Source organism: Geobacillus uzenensis (assembly GCF_002217665.1).
In the GTDB taxonomy this organism is placed as follows: Bacteria; Bacillota; Bacilli; order Bacillales; family Anoxybacillaceae; genus Geobacillus; species Geobacillus subterraneus.
The window spans coordinates 213,881-234,007 of sequence record NZ_NEWL01000006.1 but is presented as its reverse complement, the minus strand read 5'-3'; the positions used below and the strand labels follow the sequence as shown (position 1 = coordinate 234,007).

Sequence of the window (20,127 nt, the reverse complement as noted above, 5' to 3'; positions counted from 1 at the left end):
CACCATACCAATTTTTTTCGTTTTGCACAACTAGCAATAAAATCGAACGTTCATGACCGAATTTACATAAAAAGTTCGTATTTTTTCTTGACGAATCAATGAATGTCTCGTATACTTCCGAATGGAATATAAGAAATGGGGGATGGCACAATGACCAATCATTACGATGTGATTGTGGTCGGCGCCGGGCCGGCCGGTATTTTCACCTGTTATGAACTGACGCTCAAACTGCCCGGGGCGAACGTGCTCCTGATTGACAAAGGGCATGATATATATAAGCGCAACTGTCCGATTTTGCAGAAAAAAATTGAGAAATGCCCGCCGCCGGCCGGCAAAAAAGATTATGCCGGCTGTGTGCCCGCCTGTTCGATTACGAACGGCTTCGGCGGGGCTGGAGCGTATTCGGACGGCAAGTTCAACATCACGAGCGAATTCGGCGGCTGGATGACCGATTATTTGCCGGCTTCAACCGTGCTTGAACTCATCCGTTATGTGGATGAAATCAACTTAAAACACGGGGCGACGACGTCGATGACCGATCCGATGACAGACAAAGTGAAAGAGATCGAGCGGCGCGCTTATGCCGCCGGGCTGAAGCTGCTGCGCGCTTATGTCCGCCATTTAGGAACAGAGCAAAACTTAGCAATTTTACAAAGCATTTTTGAATATTTGCGCGAGCGAATTACGATGCGCTTTCAAACAGAAGTGGATGACATCGTGACGGAACGGACGGAAGGCGGCCATGAAGTGAAAGGGGTCGTGCTGAAAGACGGTGAAACGTTGACGGCAGAAAAAGTCGTCATCGCCCCGGGGCGCGACGGCTCGGTCTGGCTGAACAAAGTGTTGCGCAAGCGCCGTCTGCGGATGATTAACAACCAAGTCGATATCGGGGTGCGCGTCGAAACGTCGAACATTGTGATGCAGGAAATTAACGAGCATTTATATGAGGGAAAATTTATTTTCAACACGTCAGTCGGGACGCAAGTGCGGACGTTTTGCAGCAATCCGTCCGGGCATGTGGTCGTCGAAAACCATTCCGGCATTATGCTTGCCAACGGCCATGCGTACAAAGATCCGAAGCTCGGCAGCGACAACACGAATTTTGCGCTTCTTGTCTCGCACAAATTTTCCGATCCGTTTGATAAGCCGAACGAATACGCCCGTGACATTTCCCGGCTGGCGAACGCCTTGTCTAACGGCGGCATCATCGTGCAAAAATACGGCGACATTTTAAAAGGGCGGCGATCGACGGAGAAACGGATCAAGGAAGGGTTTATTGAACCGACGTTAAAAGAAGCGGTGCCGGGCGATTTAGGCCTTGTCCTGCCGTACAACACGATGAAAAGTTTGATCGAAATGACAGAAGCGCTCAATCATGTCACTCCGGGGCTCGCGTCTGAGCATACGCTGTTTTACGGCGTTGAGGCGAAGTTTTATTCAGCGCGGCCAAAACTGAACGATCGGTTTGAAACGGAAATCGCCGGGCTGTATGTCGGCGGCGACGGCGCCGGCATTACGCGCGGCCTCGCTCAGGCAAGCGCTTGCGGCGTTTGGATCGCCCGCGACATCGTTGAAAAATTGACGCGTTAAGCGAACGAAACGAGACAGGCTGTCGCTAAGAACGGCAGCCTGTTTTGTTTGCATGGGCTGAAGGCGGCTGTTCATCACGCCGAAGCATGGTGGTTTGGCTGCTGTACGATTTGGTAAACAGAAAACAAAAATAGGTTGACAATAATCGATTTTGTCCGCTACGATAAATGTAATGATGGGAAAGGGGAGAGGAAAAGATGGCTGATTGGCTGTCATTAGCCGAACAAGTGATTGAAGGGTACGAGCTGGCTGATGAAGAGGCGCTGGCGATGCTCGACTGTCCGGACGAGGAGCTGCTCCTTCTTTTGCAAGGGGCGTACCGAATCCGCTCGACTTATTATGGAAATAAGGTGAAATTGAACATGATCATCAACGCCAAATCCGGCCTTTGTCCGGAAAACTGCGGCTACTGTTCGCAGTCCGCCGTGTCGACGGCACCGGTGAAGACGTATAAAATGATCGATAAAGAAACGTTGCTACGTGGGGCGGAAGAGGCGCACCGTTTGCGCATCGGAACGTATTGCATCGTCGCGAGCGGCCGCGGACCGAGCGATAAGGAAGTAGACGCGGTCGTTTCCGCCGTCAAAGAAATTAAGGAACGGTTCGGGCTGAAAGTGTGCGCCTGCCTTGGGATGTTAAAGCCGGAACAAGCCGCGCGGCTGAAAGAGGCGGGGGTGGACCGCTACAACCATAATATTAACACGTCGAAACAACACCATCCGCATATTACGACGTCTCATACATATGATGACCGGGTGCGGACGGTCGAAACGGTGAAGGAAGCGGGGCTTTCGCCGTGCTCGGGCGTCATTATCGGCATGAAAGAAACGAGGCAAGATGTTGTCGATATGGCGCGCAGCCTGCGGGCGCTCGATGCCGATTCGATTCCGGTCAATTTTTTGCATGCGATCGACGGGACGCCGCTCGCCGGAACGAATGAATTGAATCCGCGTTATTGCTTAAAAGTGTTGGCGCTGTTCCGTTATATGAACCCGACAAAAGAAATTCGCATCGCCGGCGGACGGGAAGTGAATTTGCGCTCGCTTCAGCCCCTCGGTCTGTATGCCGCCAACTCCATTTTCGTCGGCGATTATTTAACAACCGCCGGGCAGGAAAAGTCGGCCGATTACAAGATGCTTGAAGACCTTGGGTTTGAGATCGAGTTTGCTCCGGCGCCGCAAGCCGGCGCTGTATAACGGTTGAGGGGGTGGCCTCAAAGGCCGCCTTTCCTTAAGAAAGATGGAAGATATGGTATTACCGAAGTGTTCAGTGCGTATCTAGCAACGGACAAGGGTGTCCCGGCTGCTTTCGGGACACTCTTTTTTCATGCGCGCTGCTCGAGGTGGTGACAGGCGGAGACGGCATGCCGGGAGCGGCGGCCTATGCGCGGGGGCTTTATGATCGAAGGCAGCCCGATTAGTGGGGAAGGCTAGGATATTCGCGCTTCTTCGCTCGTATGACGGAAAGGACGGTTGCATGTAGATTCATGAAAGTCCTCGATCTTTGGCATGAAAAGCAGGCTTAGCGCGTACGATGGCAATACAAGCGGCGAAAAAAGGCTTCACAAACATGAAAAAGCTCATTATAATAGCAACAAAGAGAAAGGAAGAGGATGGGGAAACATGGCAAGATCGTTTTACCGCTATTTATTGCGCTTCCGCCACGGGCGTGAAGAAGACCCGGTCGTGCGGTTTGCGAACGGGGCGTATGACGACCACAGCTTTCCGAAAGGATCAGCGGATTATGAAGAATTAAGCGTCTATTTGGAGTTACACGGCGACTATTTGGAAAGCATGGTCATTTTTGATGAACTGTGGGAGCAGTTTTTGCATGAAGCGTAACTAGGAAAACGCTCCTGTTTTGTGTATTGGGAGCGCTTTCAAACCGCTTTTTCCGCGCTGGCAAAGGTGTCCACCCTTTCATGCATGCATATACTATACTAACCATTTGTTCAAAAGGGTGGGAGATGCCGATGAGCGCGCCGAAACGCCCGAAATTTTCCGTCGGTGATATCGTTGTCAACACATTGTACGGAACGGTCGGGACCGTCACCGATATCCAACAAATTGACGGCACGTTTTTATACGAAATTAACCATGGCCACAGTTTGTTTACCGAGCAGGCGCTCGTTTTATTGTCTGAGTTTACAGGCGATTTATGGATCGCTGAGGAAATTGAAATTGAGCTGCCGTTTTTCCTTGGTGAAATTGTCCGCGTCCGCGATTATGGCGGCCATTTGTTCAAAGTCGTCGGGGTGCGGACGGAAATTTACCGCTACTACGGGGAAGGATGGGAAGAGACGATTTATGAATTGAAGCGGCTGACGGACGGCTGGGAAATTGAAGTTCATCTTGAAGACATTATTCCGCTTGCCGACGGGGAGGAAACGTCCGTCACGCTCGTGCAGGACATTGTCATCGCCACACCGATGAACGCGTCGCTTTTGCTGCCGCTGACTAATGGCGAAAACAGCGGACCGTCGGTCGACGAGCTGCTCGATATGTACAACGACTATAAAGCGCTGTATGAATGGTTTGGCGATGATCAATATAAACGGATGATGGAAACGGTTGTTCAGCGTTTACAAGCGATCGTCAATCACCATAATAGAAACTGACAAAGAATAAAGAGAAAATATGGAATGCCGGCGAAGATGACGAGCGCAGCCAGCCCGTTGACAACTGTTTCCATCATTTTATCCAATGTAGTCAGCTTGTCCATTTCGTTCCGCCCTCCGTATGTTTGTTTTGTTTAGTACATATGTATGGCGAAGACAGAAAAAGTAGTACAACATGATTTTTGACATAAAACGGAAGGCGGCGACATACAACATTACAAAGGGGGCGAGATGCGGTGAAGGAAATTGAAGTGATTATTGACACGGAGGAAATCGCCGAGTTTTTTTACCAAGAACTCATTCGCCGCGGCTTTGTGCCGACGCAGGAGGAGCTTGAGGAGCTCGCCGATATTACGTTTGACTATTTGCTAGAAAAATGCATTATCGATGAAGAAATTGATGTCGACGACGAGTAACCCTCGTCGTTTTTATGATGTTCGAGGCGGGATTAGACGCCCGCCGGCTTGGCCGCCGCGATGGCGGCCGCTTTCATCATGGCCAAATGCCGCTTGTAGCGGTCTGTCATTTCGCCCGAGGCCGGCAGCGGAAGCGTCTCAAGCGCCCGCATGATCGTGTCATCAGTGAACCAGTCGCGCCGGTCGTCAAAAGAGTGCGCAAGATCCGGCCAGGCGGCCTCGAGACGAGGGCTGTACAGGCGGCGTCCATCATATGTTGCGGCAAACGTTTGCGGCCAATAGTCGGCGCGCGAGCCGCTATGGGGAACGCAGCGGGCAAAGCGGTAGGCGCGGCGAAACAGGCGCGGATCAAACAGCAGCAAACTGTACAGCGTTTTGCCGATGTGAATGCGGTGATGAACATCAGAAAAATCGCGCACGGTCGTTCCAACTAAAGCGCCGCTGCGGCCGCGGGCTAGAGGGATGAGCACATCATTGAACCCGAGCCATTGCTCGGCGATAAACGGCCAGCTCGACAGCACACGGGCGCGGAAAAACGGGTGTTCAATGACGCGAAGCTGGATGTACTGCTGTTCGTTAATAATTAACGCGACGGTAAGCAGCGCGGCGTCGCCCGTTTTCCAAAAATGTTCCCAAAGCGGCTTCATAAACGAAGAGACGGAGAAAAACGGCAGCAAATGAAACAGCGGCGTTCCTTGGCGCTTGCTTTCCTCATACAACAAAAGCTGCGGATAAGCGTCGTGAAAAATGAGCGCATTGGCTCGCTCCAGAAACAAAAAGAGCGGCGCGACCGTTTCTTTTGGCAACAACAACGGCAGGAGGCCGCCGCGCAAGTCGGTCATGTTCCAGCCGCCGTTACGCGAGACGAGGTGAGCCAAAAACGCCCAGTGCATTTCCAAATGGCGCTCGAAAAACGCCAAATAGGCCGCCGTACGCGTGACGTTGTTGCGGTTATGTTCCGCTGTTTTCCGCCGGATGGCGGCGACGATGGCTGCCTCCTCGGCACTGAGCTGCCGAGGAGGCGAAGGGGAAAGGCGGGCGGTCATCATCCGGCGGAGCAAGTCGGCATCGGCGAGGCGAACCGGGTGGCGGTATAAAAAAGAGCGGTACGCGTATTGGAGCGGGCGGTGCAATAAGGCGAGCAGACGAGTCGGCATCCAGGTGTCCCTCCTTGCATAGGTCGCGGATTTTGTCAAAAAGACTACGACCGCTTCGACAAAAGGTGCGCCGTTTTGCCGAAGGAATCGACAAACGCAATCACTAATAGTATAGGATACAGACGGTCGATTATCAGGGGAAGGGAGAGGAAAACAATGGTTCGTTTATGGGGGAAAAAGATGTGGATGGCAAAACGCGCTTATGAAGCGGCCATTTTTCAAACGCCGCGCTTCGGGGAAACGAAAGGCTATCGTCAAGTATGCCGGCTTACGGTGACGGCGGCTGATCATCACGAGGCGTTGTCGATCTTGTACCGGATGTTTAACGTGGCGGATTTGATGCCGAAAAACTGCCAGGCCCGGTTTATGGGGACGGGCGATATTGTGCTCATCGACGAAGGACGGAAAGGACAGACGTATTACCGCCTCTGCCCGGATGGCTGGCAACCGGTAGAGCGCCAGCGTGTTTGTTGACGGAATATTCAAAAATATAATCGCGCGTTGATGGCTGATGATGGTATAATAAAAGAAAAAATACCGAATAAAGCCTGGCGGTTTAGGGAACGGATAAGAAAGGAAAGGGGGCGGATTCGGTGGAAAATCACAGCCAGCGCCGCGATGCGCCGACGGTGGCGCCAGGAATTGATGATGACGAGGAGCTGAACGAAAAAGCAACGAAAGAAGAAATCGAACGCGGAGACTATACGAGAGTCGTCACGCTTGCTTGGGACGAAGTCGAACCGTCGGAACCGCGATAGAAACCCTTGTGTGGCACAAGGGTTTCTACGATTAATTATGATTCGGGGTTGTCGTGATGGCCTGGACCGTTTTTCCGGCCGCCGGCGGCGGAATATTCTTTGGCGTGCGCCGCGTCTTCGGCGATCAACGCCTCTTTTGGAATATGGTTATTCTTTTTCTGCCCGTTAATGCGGTTGCGGTGTTTTTTGCCCATCGTGTTCCCTCCTTGAACCGTTGTCGTCGTTAGTGTATGCGGCAAAAGGGGGGTTCATCGGCGGAAAATGTTTGCAAGCGGCCTCAGGCGGGCGGATCCGAATAGAAGAGATGTGGGAAGGGGACGAAACGATGGCCGCACTTGCGTTGTCGCTGCTTTTATGCGTTGTCTTGATCGCCGCGTCGCTTTGGATCAAAGGGCAGGTCGAGCGGTTTTTGTTCCGCTGGAGAAGCATTCCTCTTCTCCACGCCGCCAATATCGTCGCCGTTGCTGCCATTGTCGCTGCGATGTACTATCGGTTTGGCGGCATTGACGTTTACTTGCGCGACCTGGCTGATATTAGCGGATTTTGGTACGTTTTCGCCGGAGCGATGCAGCTGATTTTGCCGCTGTATTTGCTGGCTTGCTGGCTGCTCGCCAGGCGGCGTGGGCGCGAGAAGAAATATACGCGCAGCAAAGATAAAAAAGTGCTGTATATCAACGAAAGGTATTTAGCGCGCCGCCACCGCGACGATTACCGTTCCAAAACGTCATAAAAGGGAGAGCAGTTCTCCCTTAAAATTTTGTCTTTTCTTTTTTTGACGTCGACGGTTGGTTGTTTGCTTTTGACGATGGATTTGTTTTATTGGCGTATTCCACCGCCTGCTCTAGTTTCTTTTTCACCGTCTTTCCTCCTTTCCCGCCAAGTGGGCACGAATAGTATACCCGCTCGCTGCCCCAGCTACTCGAGACGAGACTGCCATTTTCCGCAAACATATGATATGATAAACAAGAGTCTGACTCGATCATGATCGTTTGAACAGAAGGAGGAATCACATTGAGCGTACATATCGGAGCAAAGCCAGGGGAGATTGCCGAGCGCATTTTGCTGCCGGGCGATCCGCTGCGTGCCAAATATATTGCTGAGACGTTTTTAGAAGGAGCGGCATGCTACAACGAAGTGCGCGGCATGCTTGGTTTTACCGGAACGTATAAAGGGCACCGCGTTTCCGTACAAGGAACCGGGATGGGTGTGCCATCCATTTCAATTTATGTCAATGAATTAATTCGAAGTTATGGAGTCAAGACGCTCATCCGTGTCGGAACATGTGGAGCGATTCAGCCGGATGTGCGCGTGCGCGACGTCATTTTGGCGATGAGCGCCTCAACGGATTCGAACATGAACCAGCTCATTTTCCGCGGCCGCGATTACGCGCCGACGGCTGATTTCCACTTGCTGCGGACGGCGTATGACGTTGGCGTGGAAAAAGGGCTGGCGCTCAAAGTCGGCAACGTCTTTACGGCAGATCTGTTTTACAACGATGAGCCAAACTGGGAAACGTGGGCGCGCTACGGCGTGCTGGCTGTCGAAATGGAAACGGCGGCGCTCTATACGCTGGCGGCGAAATTCGGCTGCCGGGCGTTGTCTGTGCTGACCGTAAGCGATCATATTGTCACCGGGGAAGAGACGACGGCCGAAGAACGGCAAACGACGTTTAATGAAATGATTGAAGTGGCGCTCGAAGCGGCGATCCGCAGCGGTGTGTAACGACTTGCTAGGAAACGGAAAAGGGGAAGACGAATGAAACAGCGATGGCAAGCGGCAATGCTGGCGTGCCTATTGCTCGCCGGCTGCCAAACAGGGGAAAGCGGCGACCGCAGCCCAGCCGGCCCATCCGGACAGCCTCCGGAAAGCGCGGTGCAGCCCGGCGGCGATGGATCGGGCAAGGCAGACGACCGTCCGGTTGACCCCGACTTGCAGCTTGAGGAGAAATATTGGAACGTCATCAAGGTGCAAAATGGGCAAAAGGTGATCATGAATCCGGACAACATTTTAGTGCTTGTCAATAAAGAACAGTCGCTTCCGCCCGGCTACAAGCCGGCCGACTTAGTCGTGCCGCGCGTGCCGTTTTCGTTTGATGACCCGAAGGCAGAAAAGCGGCATATGCGGGCTGAGGCGGCTGCGGCGCTTGAAGAGATGTTTGCCGCTGCCCGCCGCGACGGCATTGAACTTGTGGCCGTCTCCGCCTATCGGTCGTATGAACGGCAGCAGGTGGTTTTTGCCGAAGAAGTGCGGCAAAAAGGGAAAGAAAAAGCCGTCCAAGCGGTCGCCCATCCGGGGCAAAGCGAGCACCAAACCGGGCTTGCGGTCGACATTAGCAGCCGCTCGGCCGGCTATCAGCTGACGGAGGCGTTCGGAGCGACAAAAGAAGGGCAATGGGTTGCCGCCCATGCGCACGAGTACGGGTTCATCATCCGCTACCCGAAAGGAAAGGAAGCGGTGACCGGCTACAAGTATGAGCCGTGGCATATCCGTTATGTCGGGCGGAAGGCGGCCGCAGTGATCAAAGAGCGCGGCTTGACGCTTGAAGAATATTTTCAAACAGTAAAAAAAGTGTAAGCAGAACTAGAGTTCAAAAAGTTTGGACGGGGGTGTCGCAAAAGCGGCAGGGCCCCCTTTTTTCATTGCTGCATACATGATGAACGTTTTCTGCAGGACAACATTTTATGTCTCTCATGGAGAAAGGCGTCCTTTTAGGCTAGCCGTGCTGTTCACTGACTCGAAAGAGGACACCTTATTTTGTTTGGCGCGGCGGCGATGGCTGCATGAAGGTTATGTTTCGCACCAAAAGATGCAATAGCCGAGTCGGTCGCCGAACTGTGCCGTCAGCTGCTGATGCGTCTGCCACATATTGGCCATCTCCGGTGTCGAAGGAAAGGCGATGATGAGCGGCGCCCCTTGGCTCGGTGCTTCTGCCGCGGCTGTGTAGGAAAAATGGCGGCAGCGAAATCCGCTTTGTTCAAGCGTCCCTTTCCACTCGGCCGGCGTCATCAGCTGCCGGAAGCCATAAAAAGCGGTGATTCGCTGCTGCGCGGCGCCGGTTAACCGCTCATGACATGCTTCGATGCCGATGAACGTGCCGCCTTTTTTCAGCACCCGACGAATTTCGGCGAGCGCTTTCGGCAGTGAAACGAAGGCGAGCACCGACTCAGAAAGCGCGAGGTCAAATGTTTCAGCGGGGAACGGCAGCGCTTCGACCGAAGCGCGGTGCAGGCGAACCGGAACAGCCATGGCGGCAAAGCGCTGTTTCGCTTTGGCGATCATCGTTGGATGGAGATCGATCGCTGTCACATCCGCCCCGTACTGTTCGGCAATATACGCGGCGGTCTGCCCCGTTCCGCAGCCGACGTCAAGCACTGAGGATGAACGGTCAATATGAAGTTTACGTAATATATTTTTTGTTAACTCAAAGCCGCCTGGATGGGCGCCGTCGATCCCCATTTCCGCCAACCAGTTCAAATACGAAGTCATCTGTTTCTCCCCTTTTCGCTTGAATTGGTTTATCATACGCAAAAGAGTTCGATTTTGTTTTTAGGCAAAAAAGTTTGCTTGTCTCTATACTCGTGAAGGGAGGCAATTTTCTTGCTGTAGACTCAACCGATATCAAGCTGGTACACTGATACGTGCAAGAATGAAACGGCTAGGTTGGTGAAGCATGTGGAATGGAAACAACGGGCTGAGGCCGGCGCGCTGTTAAGCATCGCTGTTTATCTTTTGCTGGCGGCCGGCAAACTTTTCGCCGGGTCAGCCGCTGGATCGGACGGAGTGAAGGCGGACGGCTGGAATAATTTGAGCGATGTGATCGCTTCAGCGGCCGTCTATATCGGCATGAAAATCGCCAAAAAACCGCGCGATCGTAATCATCCGTACGGGCATTCGCGGGCGGAGAACATCTCGTCGCTTTTGGCCGCCTTTTTAATGATGTCGATCGGCATTGATGTTGTCATCAGCGGCGCCGGTACGCTTCTTCATGGCGGAAAGAAGGCCGCCCCTGATTGGCTGGCGGCGGCGGTCGCCCTCGCCTCGACAGCAGTCATGCTCCTTATTTACGCCGTCAATGCCCGGTTGGCGCGGCGGACGAACAGTGCGGCGCTCGCCGCCGTGGCGAAAGACAACTTATCGGATGCCCTTGTCAGCGCCGGAGCGGCGATCGGCATCGTCGGGGCGCGGCTCGAGTGGCCATGGCTTGACCCGCTGGCGGCGCTCATCATCGGCGCGATCATTTGCAAAACGGCATGGGAAGTTTTTATGGAAACGGCGCATACGTTGACCGACGGTTTTGATGAAAGGAAGCTCGCCGTTTACCGCGAAGAAATCGCTGCGGTGGGCGGTGTGCGCGATGTTGCCGACATTAAGGCGCGCACGCTAGGCAACGATATTGTGCTTGAAGTGACGATCCGCGTCGATTCGCGCTTAACAGTGGCGAAAAGTCATGAAATCGCCGACGAAGTCGAACGGCTGATGAAAAAACGGCATAACATCCGGGCGACGCACGTCCATGTCGAGCCGGAAGCGCAGGTGGATCGGCAAGGGTAAGACACCTGCTTGCCGGTGCTCCGCAGCGAGCGTTTCCGGTACAGCCAACATGGCATGAATTTTACGTTCATGCCGGAGCTGAAATGGAGATACGGTTATCCTCCGCTCGCGTTGCTCCTTATGGCTACTGTCGCCGCGCTCATCGCCCTCTATTTCAAACGAAAAGGTTGGTGGGGGGAGACGGGGACGAAAGAAAAATAGGGGTTTTTCCGGAAAGTGGGCATTTGCCCGGCCATTTGGGCGGGCGGGCGCATATGATGGTCCCGTGAATCCATAAGGGAGGTGCCCGCTATGAGCGGTTTCGTCAGCAGCGGTTATACACTTGTGATCGTCTTGTTCATTTTATTGATTATTGTCGGTTGTGCTTGTGTCGGTTGGTAAGCGGCAGCCTGAAAAAACATAAAAGCGGAAACAAGTCAAACGGCGCGGCCAAGCAAGGCTGCAAGGGAACGGGGACGGGCGCCGCCCCGTTTTGCTGTGGCCCGCCGGACTTTTGTATAGATAAAATTAGGCAGCGGCGGTATAATGGAACGGAGATATTAAGGAAAAGGGGATCATGACGTGGGGCATCTTAGTGAAGAAAAACAAGGGATCCTATATACCGCCGCCTCGTATTTGTTATGGGGGGTGCTGCCGCTCTATTGGAAGCTGCTTGAGGCGCGTCCGGCGCTTGAGATTTTGGCCCATCGCATCATTTGGTCGTTCGGCTTTATGGTTATTCTTTTGGCGGCGACTGGACGGCTCGCTGCCTGGCGCCAAGAGCTTGGGGCGATGCGCCGCCGGCCGGCGTTAGCGTGGGGGATTTCCGCCGCTGCGCTGCTCATTAGCGCCAACTGGTTTATTTACATATGGGCAGTGACCCATCACCGTATCGTTGAAGCCAGCCTCGGCTATTATATCAACCCGCTGGTCAGTGTGGCGCTCGGGACGGTGGTATTGCGCGAACGGCTAAGCGCTGGGCAATGGATCGCCTTTTTTCTCGCTGCGGTCGGCGTGGCCGTGATGGCAGTGGAATACGGTTCATTTCCGTGGGTGGCTCTATCGCTCGCTTTGTCATTCGGATTTTACGGCTTAGTGAAAAAGTTGGCGAGCGTTGACTCATCCGTCGGTCTGACGTTGGAAACGATGGCGGTGATGCCGATTTCGGTCATTTACTTAGTATGGCTATACAACGAAACGCCGGCGCTCATCGGGGCAGCGGCATGGTGGCAATGGGTGCTCCTTGCTGGAGCTGGACCGGCCACCGCTGTGCCGCTTTTGTATTTTGCCAAAGGGGCACAGCGCGTATCGATGACAATGCTCGGCTTTTTGCAATACATTTCGCCGACGATCAGCCTTCTCCTTGGCGTTTTTTTGTTCGGTGAACCGTTCACGAAAGCCCATTTGTACGCATTCAGCTGCATTTGGGCGGCGTTGATCCTGTTTTCTATCGTACAAATTAGGCAGGCGCCGGAGCGAAAAAAATGGAAGCAAAATTCGCTGCAAGCGTAACGGCGGCCCGGATGGCGGGCCGTCTTTCTTTTTGCCCCCGCGCGGCAAATACCCATTTTTGCCGAAACACCTAACCAATTCCCCGCTCCGTGAATAGTCTACTAGTACAAAAACGAAGGAGGTGCTGGCAAATGGGTGCAGCTTACGGCGGCGGGTTTGCGCTGATCGTCGTTCTGTTCATCTTGTTAATTATTGTCGGATGTGCATGTATCGGTGGTTGGGTGTATTAATGAACCCTACCTGTTAGCAAGGAGGTGACGAATATGCCATATGGCTTCTACGGCTGGGGCGGCTATGGCTTCGGTTATCCGGGCTACGGCGGTTACGGCTTCGGTTTCGTGTTGATCGTCGTCCTGTTTATTTTGCTCATTATCGTCGGGGCAACTTGGTGCTAAGCAGATGATGGGCAAGCGGGGGAGGCGGCCGGGCAACGGCCGTTTCCCCCGTCATTTTTTTGAAAGAGGCAGGAAGACCGGAGGGAAGAGGAGAACTATAAAGGAGAATAAAAAATTCAGCGCAACGTGGAGGGCGGGAAAATGAAACGCATTCCGAAAGACGTGGTCGCGACGTTTTCGATCGTCGCGTTCGATCCGGCGACCGGGGAGCTTGGCATTGCTGTCCAGTCGAAATTTTTAGGCGTTGGCGCGGTTGTGCCATGGGCGAAAGCAGGCGTCGGGGCGGTGGCGACGCAGTCGTACGCCAACACGTCGTACGGCCCGCGCGGCCTCGAGTGGATGGCCGAAGGAAAAACGGCACAAGAAACGCTCGAACGGCTCATTGCTGATGACAGCGAGCGCGATTTGCGGCAAGTCGGCATCGTTGACGCCAAAGGCCGGGCGGCGACGTTCACCGGGAAAAAATGTTATTCGTGGGCCGGCGGCATCACCGGTCCGAACTATGCAGCCCAAGGCAACATTTTAGCTGGAGAGGAAACCGTGTTGGCGATGGGAAAAACGTTTGAACAGACGAAAGGCCCGCTCGCCGAACGGCTGTTAAAGGCGCTCCAAGCAGGCCAAGCGGCAGGAGGGGATCGCCGCGGCCAACAGTCGGCCGCCTTGCTTGTCGTAAAAGAAGGAGGGGGATACGGCGGCTTCAATGACCGTTATATCGATTTGCGCGTCGATGACCATTCGCAGCCGATCGAGGAGCTGATCCGCCTGTATCAATTGCGGCAGCTGTATTTCGAGAAGCCGCGGCCGGAGAAGGTGGCAGCGATTGAAGGAGCGGTCAAGGAGGAAGTTGCCGCCGAGCTGGTCCGCCTTGGCTATTTGCCGGAGGAAAAAACGGGGGACAGCGAGGCGCTCCATCAGGCGCTGACGGCGTATATACATACGGAAAACTTTGAAGAGCGCGAAGCGGGAAAAGGAAAGATCGACCTTGACGTGCTGGCGTATATGAAACAACAGCCGTCGCCAAAGGCGGCGGACTAAACAGCAGCCGGTTGTCAACCGGAACGTTTTGCGGCTTGTCCGTTTTGACATCGTCGCAATGAAGGATGCCCCGAATGATGGGCATCCTTCGCTTTGTTTATAGCCGCTGGCCCGGGCGCCTCTGCCTTACGAGGCGAGCGGCGTGCGCCGGCTTCCGTGGCGGCGCCAGATGGCCCGCAGGCGAAAACTGAGGAAAAGCGCTCCGGCCGCCAGCCCGGTGATGAGGCCGATCCAGTAGCCGAACGCCCCGGCGGCGGTCAGCAGAGCGAGCGCACAGCCGACGGGAAGTCCGATGCCCCAGTAGGCGAGAAGAGCGGCCCAAAACACGGCGTTGACATCTTTATAGCCGCGCAGCGCCCCTTGAATGGGAGCGGCGATGGCATCGGAAAACTGGAAGAAGATCGCATACAGCAAAAACTTTCCGGTCAGCGCCGCCACAGCGGGATCGTTCGTGTACAGCCGGGCGACATGGCCGCGGAAGGCGTAAAGAAACAGAGCAGCAGCCGCAGCGACGGCCAAGGCGATGGCAATGCCGATTCGGCAAAACTGCTTCGCGTCTTCATACCGTTTGGCCCCCGCTTCGAAGCCGACCGCGATCGTCAGCGCCATTGACAAACTGAGCGGAATCATATACAACAGCGAAGCGAAGTTAAGGGCGCTCTGATGGGCGGCGACTGTTTCGGCGCCAAATCGGCCGACAAGCAGCGTTACAGCGGCAAAAATGCTCGTTTCAAAAAAGATGGCCGACCCGATCGGCACCCCTGTTTTGAGCAGCTCTTTCCATGTGGCCCATGAAGGGCGATAAAAACGCGCGAACGCACGATATGGGGCAAAGCGGCGAAATTTGGCAGCAACCAAGGCGGCGGACACAAAGCAGTACGTATACGTGATTGCTGTCGCATAGCCGGTGCCGATGCCGCCAAGGCGCGGAAATCCGCCGTGTCCGTAAATGAACAGCCAGTTGAACAGCATGTTGATCGGCAAGGCGGTGAGCGTAATCCACATCGTCACTTTCGTCTGCCCAAGCGCATCGATCGAATAGCGAAGCACGGCATAAAGGAACAGCGGGATGATTCCGAGCGACAACGCCAGCAAATAATGGGAGGCGATGTACCGGACGCTTTCTTCAAGCTGCATCTGTTCCAAAATGAACGACACGGCGACCGCGCCGGCCAGGACGAGGGCGAGTGCGATTGCGACGGACAAATAAAGCGCTTGGATGACAGTGCGGGAAATATCTTCATGCCGTCCGGCGCCGAAATGCTGGGAGACGATTGGCGACAGGGCGAGCAAAATACCGCCGACCCCGGTGAACACCGGCACCCATAGGCTGGAGCCAATCGCCACCCCGGCCAGATCTTCGGCACTCGCGTGGCCGGACATCGCGACGTCAGTAAAATTCATCATATATTGGCCGGCCTGCGAAACAAAAATAGGGAGAAACAAAGCGAACAGACGTCGCCATTTTCCGGCGGCTGGAGCGGTCATTGCCATAGCGGCCCCTCCTTTAGCTTAAGAAACAACACATTGTGCTAAATCATCAATCTTCCGCTCCCGAGACAGGGCGCCATCCCCTTCCGGAAGCCGTTTACGACGTAAGAAACGGCGGCTGGCTGCGGAGCGGAAATTCCATGAGAAAACAGGCGCCGCCCCCGCCGCTTTGCACTTTCATCGTTCCCCGATGCAGTTCGACGATTTTTTTCGACAATGAAAGGCCAAGCCCTGTCCCCGTTTCTTTCGTTGAGAAAAACGGATCAAAAATATGATCGATGACCGACGACGGAATGCCGGGCCCGTCATCGCAGAAGCGAAGCTGGACGATATGGTTTGCTTTCCAGCTGCTGACCGTCACATTCATCGTCTTCGCGACTTTCGCCTCGACGGCGTTGCGGAATAAGTTTAAAAACACTTGCAGCAGTTGGCTGCGGTCGCCGTTCATTTCATAATCGTCAAGCTGTTCATCAAGATCAAAATGGACGTTCACATTATGAAGCAGCGCTTCGCTTTGCAGCAAAACACCGACGTCATCACGCAAAAAGCGGTGCAAGTTGAACGTCTCCATTTTCACGTCGGCCGGTTTGGCGATATTTAAAAAGTCGGTAATGATGTTGTTCGCCCGGTCGAGTTCAGGGATGAGCAGCCGCTCAACGAGCGACGCGATGCGATCCGGCAAATCATTTTTCAGCAGCTGCAAATAGCCGCGCACCGTCGTCAGCGGGTTGCGGATTTCATGGGCGATGCCGGCGGCAATGCGGCCGGCGACGGCCAACTTTTCCGTTTCTTTCATCATGCTGAGCGATTGGAACATACTAATGACCCGTTTGACCGATCCGTCATCATTATAAATAAAGCGGGTATTGACGATGCCGTAAAAGCGGTCGAGCACTTCGTGATTGTAAAGCGGTTCGCCCCTTTCGAGCGATTGAAGTGTTGCGATCAGCTCGTCGGGAAGCTTCAGCAACTCGCGAATATGTTTGCCGATGATGGCGTCGCGGTCGACGCCGGTGTCGATGGCCGCCTGCAAATTGCAAAGCGTAATGATGCCATGGCTGTCGACGAAAACGATATGATGCGGAACAAGGTCAAGGAGCGGTGTTAAAAACGCCTCAACCTTTTCAAATGGCACATCGTGATACAAGTCAATGTCCCACTGCCATTCCGCTTCCTTGCCAGGGGCGGCCGGGACCGGGTGCAGGCGCGGCCGGGCATCGTTGCCGCGGCCTTTTTCGATGGTGATTCCGGTTTCGTAATCGGTAAACACAAATGGGAACGGAAGCTGTTCGATGAGCCGCTCATAAGCGCGCAACTTTCGCTCGAGCTCTTCAGTTTGTTGTTGTACCAATCGATCGTTCATCCTTCCAAACTCCTTAGCTACACATCTCATTTCCTATTTTACAAAAGTGACTCGTCTTTGGCTATGAGGAACGCCCTTATATGTGCTGAACGGTCAGTGACAGTTGGCATCAATGGAGGCCGCCATCGTTGCCTGCCGTTTCGAACCGGCAAGCCGGCGATCATGCCGGTGTCAGACGGCTGGCCGCCGCCTTTCGGGTAAAACGCTGTTTCAGCCAATGTCACAACGTATGTATCATCGTCTTGACGGCCGCTCGTTGCCGTCGTTGTCCACGCCGCGACGCCCGGCGCTGTATCATGCCATTTTTCGGTCACCACCGTTTCATTCTTTCGTGCTCCGAATGCTTTTCTTCCATATTAGCAAATTCATCTATGTTTGCCTATTCTCAAACGAGTTTGTTTGCCTTAATCGAACGATGTGCTAAATGATGAACAAGAAAAACAGATGCCAGTGACAGTTGTTTATCTATCTCTTTGTATTTTTTATAAAACTATGTGCTAAATAATCAATAAAAATCCGCCATCAGAGGAGCGGATTAAGGAAGCAAACGGCGCGCCTGGCTGCGGGCGGCAAACAGCCCGTACAATCCCGCACCGACAAGGCAAAGAACGATGCCGAACAAGTAAGGAAGCCCGGCCATATAGCTGAACAAACCGCCGCCGATAATCGGGCCGATGATGCGGCCGAGCGAATCAAATGATGACAATAGTCCGGCCGCCCTCCCTTGCCGGCCGGCCGCCTGCTTTGTAATGAGCGAGGAGACGCAAGGACGGATGACACCGTTGCCGATGCCGAAGATCGATAAAAAAAGGGCGGCCGTCCAAAAGTCTTGCACGAGTAAAATAGATGCAAAGCCAAGAGCCGAGACGACAAGCCCGCCCTGAAGGACACGGCCCTCGCCAAACCGTTTGATCAATCGTCCAAGGAGCGCCCCTTGGACGAAGGCGCTGGCGATTCCCATCACCATAAAAATATATCCGAGCTCAACTGAACCGAGCCCGGCGCGGCGATCTGCGAAGTAAGCAAACGTTGCCTCAAGCCCGGCGAGAGCGAGCGTTGCTGTCCATTGCAGCAAATACAAATAAAGAAACGGGCTTCTCATCATTTCTCCGAGCGGCTGCCGGCTGGTCGATCGGATGGCGGCTGGTTGGCGCATCGATTCCGGCAAAACGAACCATACGAACAGCGCTGTCGCCGCCGATAGCGCTCCTGCGATGGCGAACGGCAGCTGCAAATTTGTTTGCGAAAACATTCCCCCAATGGCCGGTCCGCAAATAAAGCCGAGCCCGGTTGCGGCGCCGATCGCTCCCATCGCTTTTCCGCGTTCATCCGGTGTGGTGACGTCGGCTGCATACGCCATCACGGTCGGCATCGCTGCCGCTGACAGCGCCCCGCCAAGCAAGCGGGCGATAAACAGCATCATGAGCGTTTCGGCTGCGGAAAAAAGGAAAAACGATAACGACAGCCCGGTGATGCCGATGAGCAATACCGGCTTACGGCCATAACGGTCGGACAGCTGTCCCCACATCGGGGAAAACAACAGCTGCATGAGCGAATACACCGCCATGAGCAACCCGAGCTCAAGCGGAGTAGCCCCTACTTCTTCAGCGAGAAACGGCAATACGGGAATAATGATGCCAAAACCTGACATAACGAAAAACATGACGATCGATAAAAGCAACAAAGGGCGGCGTTGCTGCATAAGTTATTCCCTCCTTCACTCTTTTTATCGTACGCCATCGCTCAAGGAAAAAGCAACGCAAACCATATCGATGAATGATGAAGCGGTGATTTTATGATACAATATTTCCGTCGTTGATGAAATGCAGGGTGCGCCTTCATTCCATCTCTAAAGAGCTCGGCTTTTCCGTTCGCTGTTTCTATCGCAAAGCGGGGCAAAAAAGGACCGATCGCCTGATCAGAAAGGGTGGTTTGGGGATGTTGACGTTAACAGACATTGAACAAGCAAGGGCGAAAATGAAAGGCGTTGTCCATGAAACGCCGCTTGAACATTCGCAAACGTTCAGCCGGTTGTCCGGCAATGACGTGTATATGAAGCTTGAAAATTTGCAAAAAACGGGGTCGTTTAAAGTAAGGGGATCATTCAATAAAATTATGTCGTTGACCGACGAAGAGCGGTCGCGCGGTGTTATCGCCGCCTCGGCCGGCAATCATGCCCAAGGAGTCGCCTACGCAAGCGGTATGCTTCATATTCCGTGCACGATCGTCATGCCGAAAGGGGCGCCGCTAAGCAAAATCGAAGCGACGAAAAGCTACGGAGCGGAAGTTGTTTTGCATGGCGATGTGTTCGATGAGGCGCTCGAATATGCGCTTGAGCTGCAGCGCGAGCGGGGAATGACGTTTGTGCACCCGTTTGACGATTTGGCCGTCATGGCTGGCCAAGGAACGATCGGCTTAGAGTTGATGGAGCAGCTTCCCGATGTGGACGTCGTCCTTTGCCCGGTCGGCGGCGGCGGTTTGCTTGCGGGGCTGGCGTTGACATTAAAACAGCTGAAGCCGTCCGTCGAGGTGTATGGCGTTGAGTCGTCAGCCTGCCCCGGCATGACCGCCGCCCTCCGCCATAAGCAGCCGGTCGCCATCGCCGCGTCGGATACGATCGCCGACGGCATCGCGGTGAAAAAGCCGGGCAATATTACGTACCAATATATCGAGCAGTACGTCGATGGCGTTGTTTGTGTGGAGGAGGCGGAAATTTCGCGGACGATGCTTTATTTGCTCGAGCGGAACAAACTGCTCGTCGAAGGGTCGGCAGCCTGCCCGCTGGCGGCGCTTTTGTATCAAAAGCTCCCGTTTCGCGACAAAAAAGTCGCGGCCATTTTAAGCGGCGGCAATGTTGATGTGACGTTGATTTCCCGCATCATCGAGCGGGGGCTTGTCGAGGCCGGCCGCTTTGTTACGTTTACGACGATCATTTCCGATAAGCCGGGGCAATTGAACAAGCTGCTGCGCATTATCGCCGAACTCGAGGCAAACGTGATGTCGATCCACCACCAGCGCATCGGCGCCAAAGTGCTGCCGGGCCAGGCGGAAATTCATTTTTCACTCGAGACGAAAAATGAAGATCATATCCAGCAGATTTATCAAGTGTTATTGAAAGAAGGATATGACGTACAGTTTTACCGGTAGGCGGCTCGAACTAGAAGCGTCAGCGCAAGTGGGAGAGCGTTCCATTCGAAGACAGCCTTTCGGCTTTTAAGCGGGGAAAGCGGAAGACGCATTCGCGGCGGGCTGATGACGGAGCA

Annotated in this window: 26 protein-coding genes; 18 read left to right on the top strand and 8 right to left on the bottom strand. The window is 54.1% G+C overall.

Going from position 1 to position 20,127, the window contains the following annotated elements:
- The first annotated feature begins 150 nt into the window (after window positions 1-150).
- The 4 genes from B9L21_RS08610 (at window position 151) to B9L21_RS08595 (ending at window position 4,207) form a co-directional block, all read left to right on the top strand.
- Window positions 151-1,590 carry an NAD(P)/FAD-dependent oxidoreductase gene (locus B9L21_RS08610; protein WP_063166020.1) on the top strand — a complete coding sequence of 480 codons (1,440 nt, stop codon included), beginning with the start codon at window positions 151-153 and terminating at the stop codon, window positions 1,588-1,590.
- A 197-nt stretch (window positions 1,591-1,787) separates the two neighbouring features.
- Window positions 1,788-2,786 (top strand): biotin synthase BioB, encoded by a 999-nt coding sequence (gene bioB / locus B9L21_RS08605; protein WP_063166019.1) that lies wholly within the window; start codon window positions 1,788-1,790, stop codon window positions 2,784-2,786.
- 426 nt (window positions 2,787-3,212) lie between these two features.
- Window positions 3,213-3,431: a YozE family protein gene (locus B9L21_RS08600; RefSeq protein WP_063166018.1), complete on the top strand. Its 219-nt coding sequence runs from the start codon at window positions 3,213-3,215 to the stop codon at window positions 3,429-3,431.
- A gap of 131 nt (window positions 3,432-3,562) precedes the next feature.
- Window positions 3,563-4,207 (top strand): hypothetical protein, encoded by a 645-nt coding sequence (locus B9L21_RS08595; protein ID WP_063167359.1) that lies wholly within the window; start codon window positions 3,563-3,565, stop codon window positions 4,205-4,207.
- Here the strand turns inward: B9L21_RS08595 and B9L21_RS18055 are convergent.
- Window positions 4,189-4,311, bottom strand: coding sequence for a hypothetical protein (locus B9L21_RS18055; protein WP_257722304.1), 123 nt, complete (start codon window positions 4,309-4,311; stop codon window positions 4,189-4,191). The two genes, B9L21_RS08595 and B9L21_RS18055, sit on opposite strands and share 19 nt — an antisense overlap.
- Window positions 4,312-4,443: 132 nt before the next feature.
- On the opposite strand from B9L21_RS18055, the gene B9L21_RS08590 reads away from it, so the two are divergent.
- Window positions 4,444-4,623: a YozD family protein gene (locus B9L21_RS08590; RefSeq protein ID WP_008879287.1), complete on the top strand. Its 180-nt coding sequence runs from the start codon at window positions 4,444-4,446 to the stop codon at window positions 4,621-4,623.
- 32 nt (window positions 4,624-4,655) lie between these two features.
- Here B9L21_RS08590 and B9L21_RS08585 read toward each other — a convergent pair whose 3' ends face one another.
- Entirely contained in the window at window positions 4,656-5,780 is a 1,125-nt protein-coding gene (locus tag B9L21_RS08585) for a DUF2515 domain-containing protein (RefSeq protein WP_063166017.1), read from the bottom strand.
- 156 nt (window positions 5,781-5,936) lie between these two features.
- Here B9L21_RS08585 and B9L21_RS08580 point away from each other — a divergent pair, with 156 nt between their 5' ends.
- Both B9L21_RS08580 and B9L21_RS17630 read left to right on the top strand, forming a co-directional pair.
- Entirely contained in the window at window positions 5,937-6,254 is a 318-nt protein-coding gene (locus B9L21_RS08580; protein WP_063166016.1) for a hypothetical protein, read from the top strand.
- 119 nt (window positions 6,255-6,373) lie between these two features.
- Window positions 6,374-6,538 (top strand): hypothetical protein, encoded by a 165-nt coding sequence (locus tag B9L21_RS17630; protein ID WP_168157884.1) that lies wholly within the window; start codon window positions 6,374-6,376, stop codon window positions 6,536-6,538.
- Window positions 6,539-6,573: 35 nt separating this feature from the next.
- Here the strand turns inward: B9L21_RS17630 and B9L21_RS17625 are convergent, their stop codons facing one another.
- Complete coding sequence (locus B9L21_RS17625; protein WP_017437412.1) at window positions 6,574-6,732, bottom strand: hypothetical protein; 159 nt, start codon at window positions 6,730-6,732, stop codon at window positions 6,574-6,576.
- Window positions 6,733-6,863: 131 nt separating this feature from the next.
- On the opposite strand from B9L21_RS17625, the gene B9L21_RS08575 reads away from it, so the two are divergent.
- From B9L21_RS08575 to B9L21_RS08565, 3 genes are all read left to right on the top strand, one after another.
- Window positions 6,864-7,268: a hypothetical protein gene (locus B9L21_RS08575; RefSeq protein WP_063166015.1), complete on the top strand. Its 405-nt coding sequence runs from the start codon at window positions 6,864-6,866 to the stop codon at window positions 7,266-7,268.
- A gap of 281 nt (window positions 7,269-7,549) precedes the next feature.
- Complete coding sequence (gene deoD / locus B9L21_RS08570) at window positions 7,550-8,260, top strand: purine-nucleoside phosphorylase (RefSeq protein WP_063166014.1); 711 nt, start codon at window positions 7,550-7,552, stop codon at window positions 8,258-8,260.
- A 33-nt stretch (window positions 8,261-8,293) separates the two neighbouring features.
- Entirely contained in the window at window positions 8,294-9,112 is an 819-nt protein-coding gene (locus B9L21_RS08565) for a D-alanyl-D-alanine carboxypeptidase family protein (RefSeq protein ID WP_063166013.1), read from the top strand.
- A gap of 213 nt (window positions 9,113-9,325) precedes the next feature.
- On the opposite strand, the gene B9L21_RS08560 is transcribed toward B9L21_RS08565, so the two are convergent.
- Window positions 9,326-10,024 carry a class I SAM-dependent methyltransferase gene (locus tag B9L21_RS08560; protein WP_063166012.1) on the bottom strand — a complete coding sequence of 233 codons (699 nt, stop codon included), beginning with the start codon at window positions 10,022-10,024 and terminating at the stop codon, window positions 9,326-9,328.
- Between the two features lie 174 nt (window positions 10,025-10,198).
- Between B9L21_RS08560 and B9L21_RS08555 the strand changes: the two genes are divergently transcribed.
- The 7 genes from B9L21_RS08555 (at window position 10,199) to B9L21_RS08525 (ending at window position 14,010) form a co-directional block, all read left to right on the top strand.
- Window positions 10,199-11,089 carry a cation diffusion facilitator family transporter gene (locus B9L21_RS08555; protein WP_063166011.1) on the top strand — a complete coding sequence of 297 codons (891 nt, stop codon included), beginning with the start codon at window positions 10,199-10,201 and terminating at the stop codon, window positions 11,087-11,089.
- A 15-nt stretch (window positions 11,090-11,104) separates the two neighbouring features.
- Complete coding sequence (locus B9L21_RS08550; protein WP_225995655.1) at window positions 11,105-11,290, top strand: CorA family divalent cation transporter; 186 nt, start codon at window positions 11,105-11,107, stop codon at window positions 11,288-11,290.
- Window positions 11,291-11,380: 90 nt separating this feature from the next.
- On the top strand, window positions 11,381-11,470 hold the full coding sequence (locus B9L21_RS08545) for a YjcZ family sporulation protein (protein WP_108209749.1): 90 nt from the start codon (window positions 11,381-11,383) through the stop codon (window positions 11,468-11,470).
- 180 nt (window positions 11,471-11,650) lie between these two features.
- Entirely contained in the window at window positions 11,651-12,580 is a 930-nt protein-coding gene (rarD, locus tag B9L21_RS08540) for an EamA family transporter RarD (protein ID WP_063166010.1), read from the top strand.
- A gap of 131 nt (window positions 12,581-12,711) precedes the next feature.
- A complete protein-coding gene (locus tag B9L21_RS08535; protein ID WP_011231081.1) occupies window positions 12,712-12,810 on the top strand; it encodes a YjcZ family sporulation protein in 99 nt (32 codons plus the stop codon).
- 33 nt (window positions 12,811-12,843) lie between these two features.
- Window positions 12,844-12,975: a YjcZ family sporulation protein gene (locus B9L21_RS08530; protein ID WP_020959727.1), complete on the top strand. Its 132-nt coding sequence runs from the start codon at window positions 12,844-12,846 to the stop codon at window positions 12,973-12,975.
- Between the two features lie 141 nt (window positions 12,976-13,116).
- Window positions 13,117-14,010 (top strand): DUF1028 domain-containing protein, encoded by an 894-nt coding sequence (locus tag B9L21_RS08525; RefSeq protein ID WP_063166009.1) that lies wholly within the window; start codon window positions 13,117-13,119, stop codon window positions 14,008-14,010.
- 126 nt (window positions 14,011-14,136) lie between these two features.
- Here the strand turns inward: B9L21_RS08525 and B9L21_RS08520 are convergent, their stop codons facing one another.
- From B9L21_RS08520 to B9L21_RS08505, 4 genes are all read right to left on the bottom strand, one after another.
- Window positions 14,137-15,504 (bottom strand): MATE family efflux transporter, encoded by a 1,368-nt coding sequence (locus tag B9L21_RS08520; protein ID WP_063166008.1) that lies wholly within the window; start codon window positions 15,502-15,504, stop codon window positions 14,137-14,139.
- Window positions 15,505-15,598: 94 nt separating this feature from the next.
- Window positions 15,599-16,864, bottom strand: a complete 1,266-nt coding sequence (locus B9L21_RS08515; RefSeq protein WP_063166007.1) for a two-component system sensor histidine kinase NtrB — start codon at window positions 16,862-16,864, stop codon at window positions 15,599-15,601.
- A gap of 38 nt (window positions 16,865-16,902) precedes the next feature.
- Complete coding sequence (locus B9L21_RS18275) at window positions 16,903-17,178, bottom strand: hypothetical protein (protein WP_143424847.1); 276 nt, start codon at window positions 17,176-17,178, stop codon at window positions 16,903-16,905.
- A gap of 221 nt (window positions 17,179-17,399) precedes the next feature.
- On the bottom strand, window positions 17,400-18,566 hold the full coding sequence (locus B9L21_RS08505) for an MFS transporter (protein ID WP_063166005.1): 1,167 nt from the start codon (window positions 18,564-18,566) through the stop codon (window positions 17,400-17,402).
- 236 nt (window positions 18,567-18,802) lie between these two features.
- Here B9L21_RS08505 and ilvA point away from each other — a divergent pair, with 236 nt between their 5' ends.
- Window positions 18,803-20,011, top strand: coding sequence for a threonine ammonia-lyase (ilvA, locus tag B9L21_RS08500; protein WP_063166004.1), 1,209 nt, complete (start codon window positions 18,803-18,805; stop codon window positions 20,009-20,011).
- Window positions 20,012-20,127: the final 116 nt, after the last annotated feature.

Excerpts from the sequence above, each read along its gene's own strand:
- ilvA (WP_063166004.1), top strand. The coding sequence starts at position 18,803 with ATGTTGACGTTAACAGACATTGAACAAGCAAGGGCGAAAATGAAAGGC.
- B9L21_RS08580 (WP_063166016.1), top strand. The coding sequence starts at position 5,937 with ATGGTTCGTTTATGGGGGAAAAAGATGTGGATGGCAAAACGCGCTTAT.
- B9L21_RS08600 (WP_063166018.1), top strand. The coding sequence starts at position 3,213 with ATGGCAAGATCGTTTTACCGCTATTTATTGCGCTTCCGCCACGGGCGT.
- B9L21_RS08560 (WP_063166012.1), bottom strand. The coding sequence starts at position 10,024 with ATGACTTCGTATTTGAACTGGTTGGCGGAAATGGGGATCGACGGCGCC.
- B9L21_RS18055 (WP_257722304.1), bottom strand. The coding sequence starts at position 4,311 with ATGGACAAGCTGACTACATTGGATAAAATGATGGAAACAGTTGTCAAC.
- B9L21_RS08515 (WP_063166007.1), bottom strand. The coding sequence starts at position 16,864 with ATGAACGATCGATTGGTACAACAACAAACTGAAGAGCTCGAGCGAAAG.
- B9L21_RS08535 (WP_011231081.1), top strand. The coding sequence starts at position 12,712 with ATGGGTGCAGCTTACGGCGGCGGGTTTGCGCTGATCGTCGTTCTGTTC.
- B9L21_RS08520 (WP_063166008.1), bottom strand. The coding sequence starts at position 15,504 with ATGGCAATGACCGCTCCAGCCGCCGGAAAATGGCGACGTCTGTTCGCT.
- B9L21_RS08565 (WP_063166013.1), top strand. The coding sequence starts at position 8,294 with ATGAAACAGCGATGGCAAGCGGCAATGCTGGCGTGCCTATTGCTCGCC.
- B9L21_RS08545 (WP_108209749.1), top strand. The coding sequence starts at position 11,381 with ATGAGCGGTTTCGTCAGCAGCGGTTATACACTTGTGATCGTCTTGTTC.
- B9L21_RS08595 (WP_063167359.1), top strand. The coding sequence starts at position 3,563 with ATGAGCGCGCCGAAACGCCCGAAATTTTCCGTCGGTGATATCGTTGTC.
- B9L21_RS17625 (WP_017437412.1), bottom strand. The coding sequence starts at position 6,732 with ATGGGCAAAAAACACCGCAACCGCATTAACGGGCAGAAAAAGAATAAC.
- B9L21_RS08530 (WP_020959727.1), top strand. The coding sequence starts at position 12,844 with ATGCCATATGGCTTCTACGGCTGGGGCGGCTATGGCTTCGGTTATCCG.
- B9L21_RS08525 (WP_063166009.1), top strand. The coding sequence starts at position 13,117 with ATGAAACGCATTCCGAAAGACGTGGTCGCGACGTTTTCGATCGTCGCG.
- B9L21_RS08575 (WP_063166015.1), top strand. The coding sequence starts at position 6,864 with ATGGCCGCACTTGCGTTGTCGCTGCTTTTATGCGTTGTCTTGATCGCC.
- B9L21_RS08585 (WP_063166017.1), bottom strand. The coding sequence starts at position 5,780 with ATGCCGACTCGTCTGCTCGCCTTATTGCACCGCCCGCTCCAATACGCG.
- B9L21_RS08505 (WP_063166005.1), bottom strand. The coding sequence starts at position 18,566 with ATGCAGCAACGCCGCCCTTTGTTGCTTTTATCGATCGTCATGTTTTTC.
- B9L21_RS08610 (WP_063166020.1), top strand. The coding sequence starts at position 151 with ATGACCAATCATTACGATGTGATTGTGGTCGGCGCCGGGCCGGCCGGT.
- bioB (WP_063166019.1), top strand. The coding sequence starts at position 1,788 with ATGGCTGATTGGCTGTCATTAGCCGAACAAGTGATTGAAGGGTACGAG.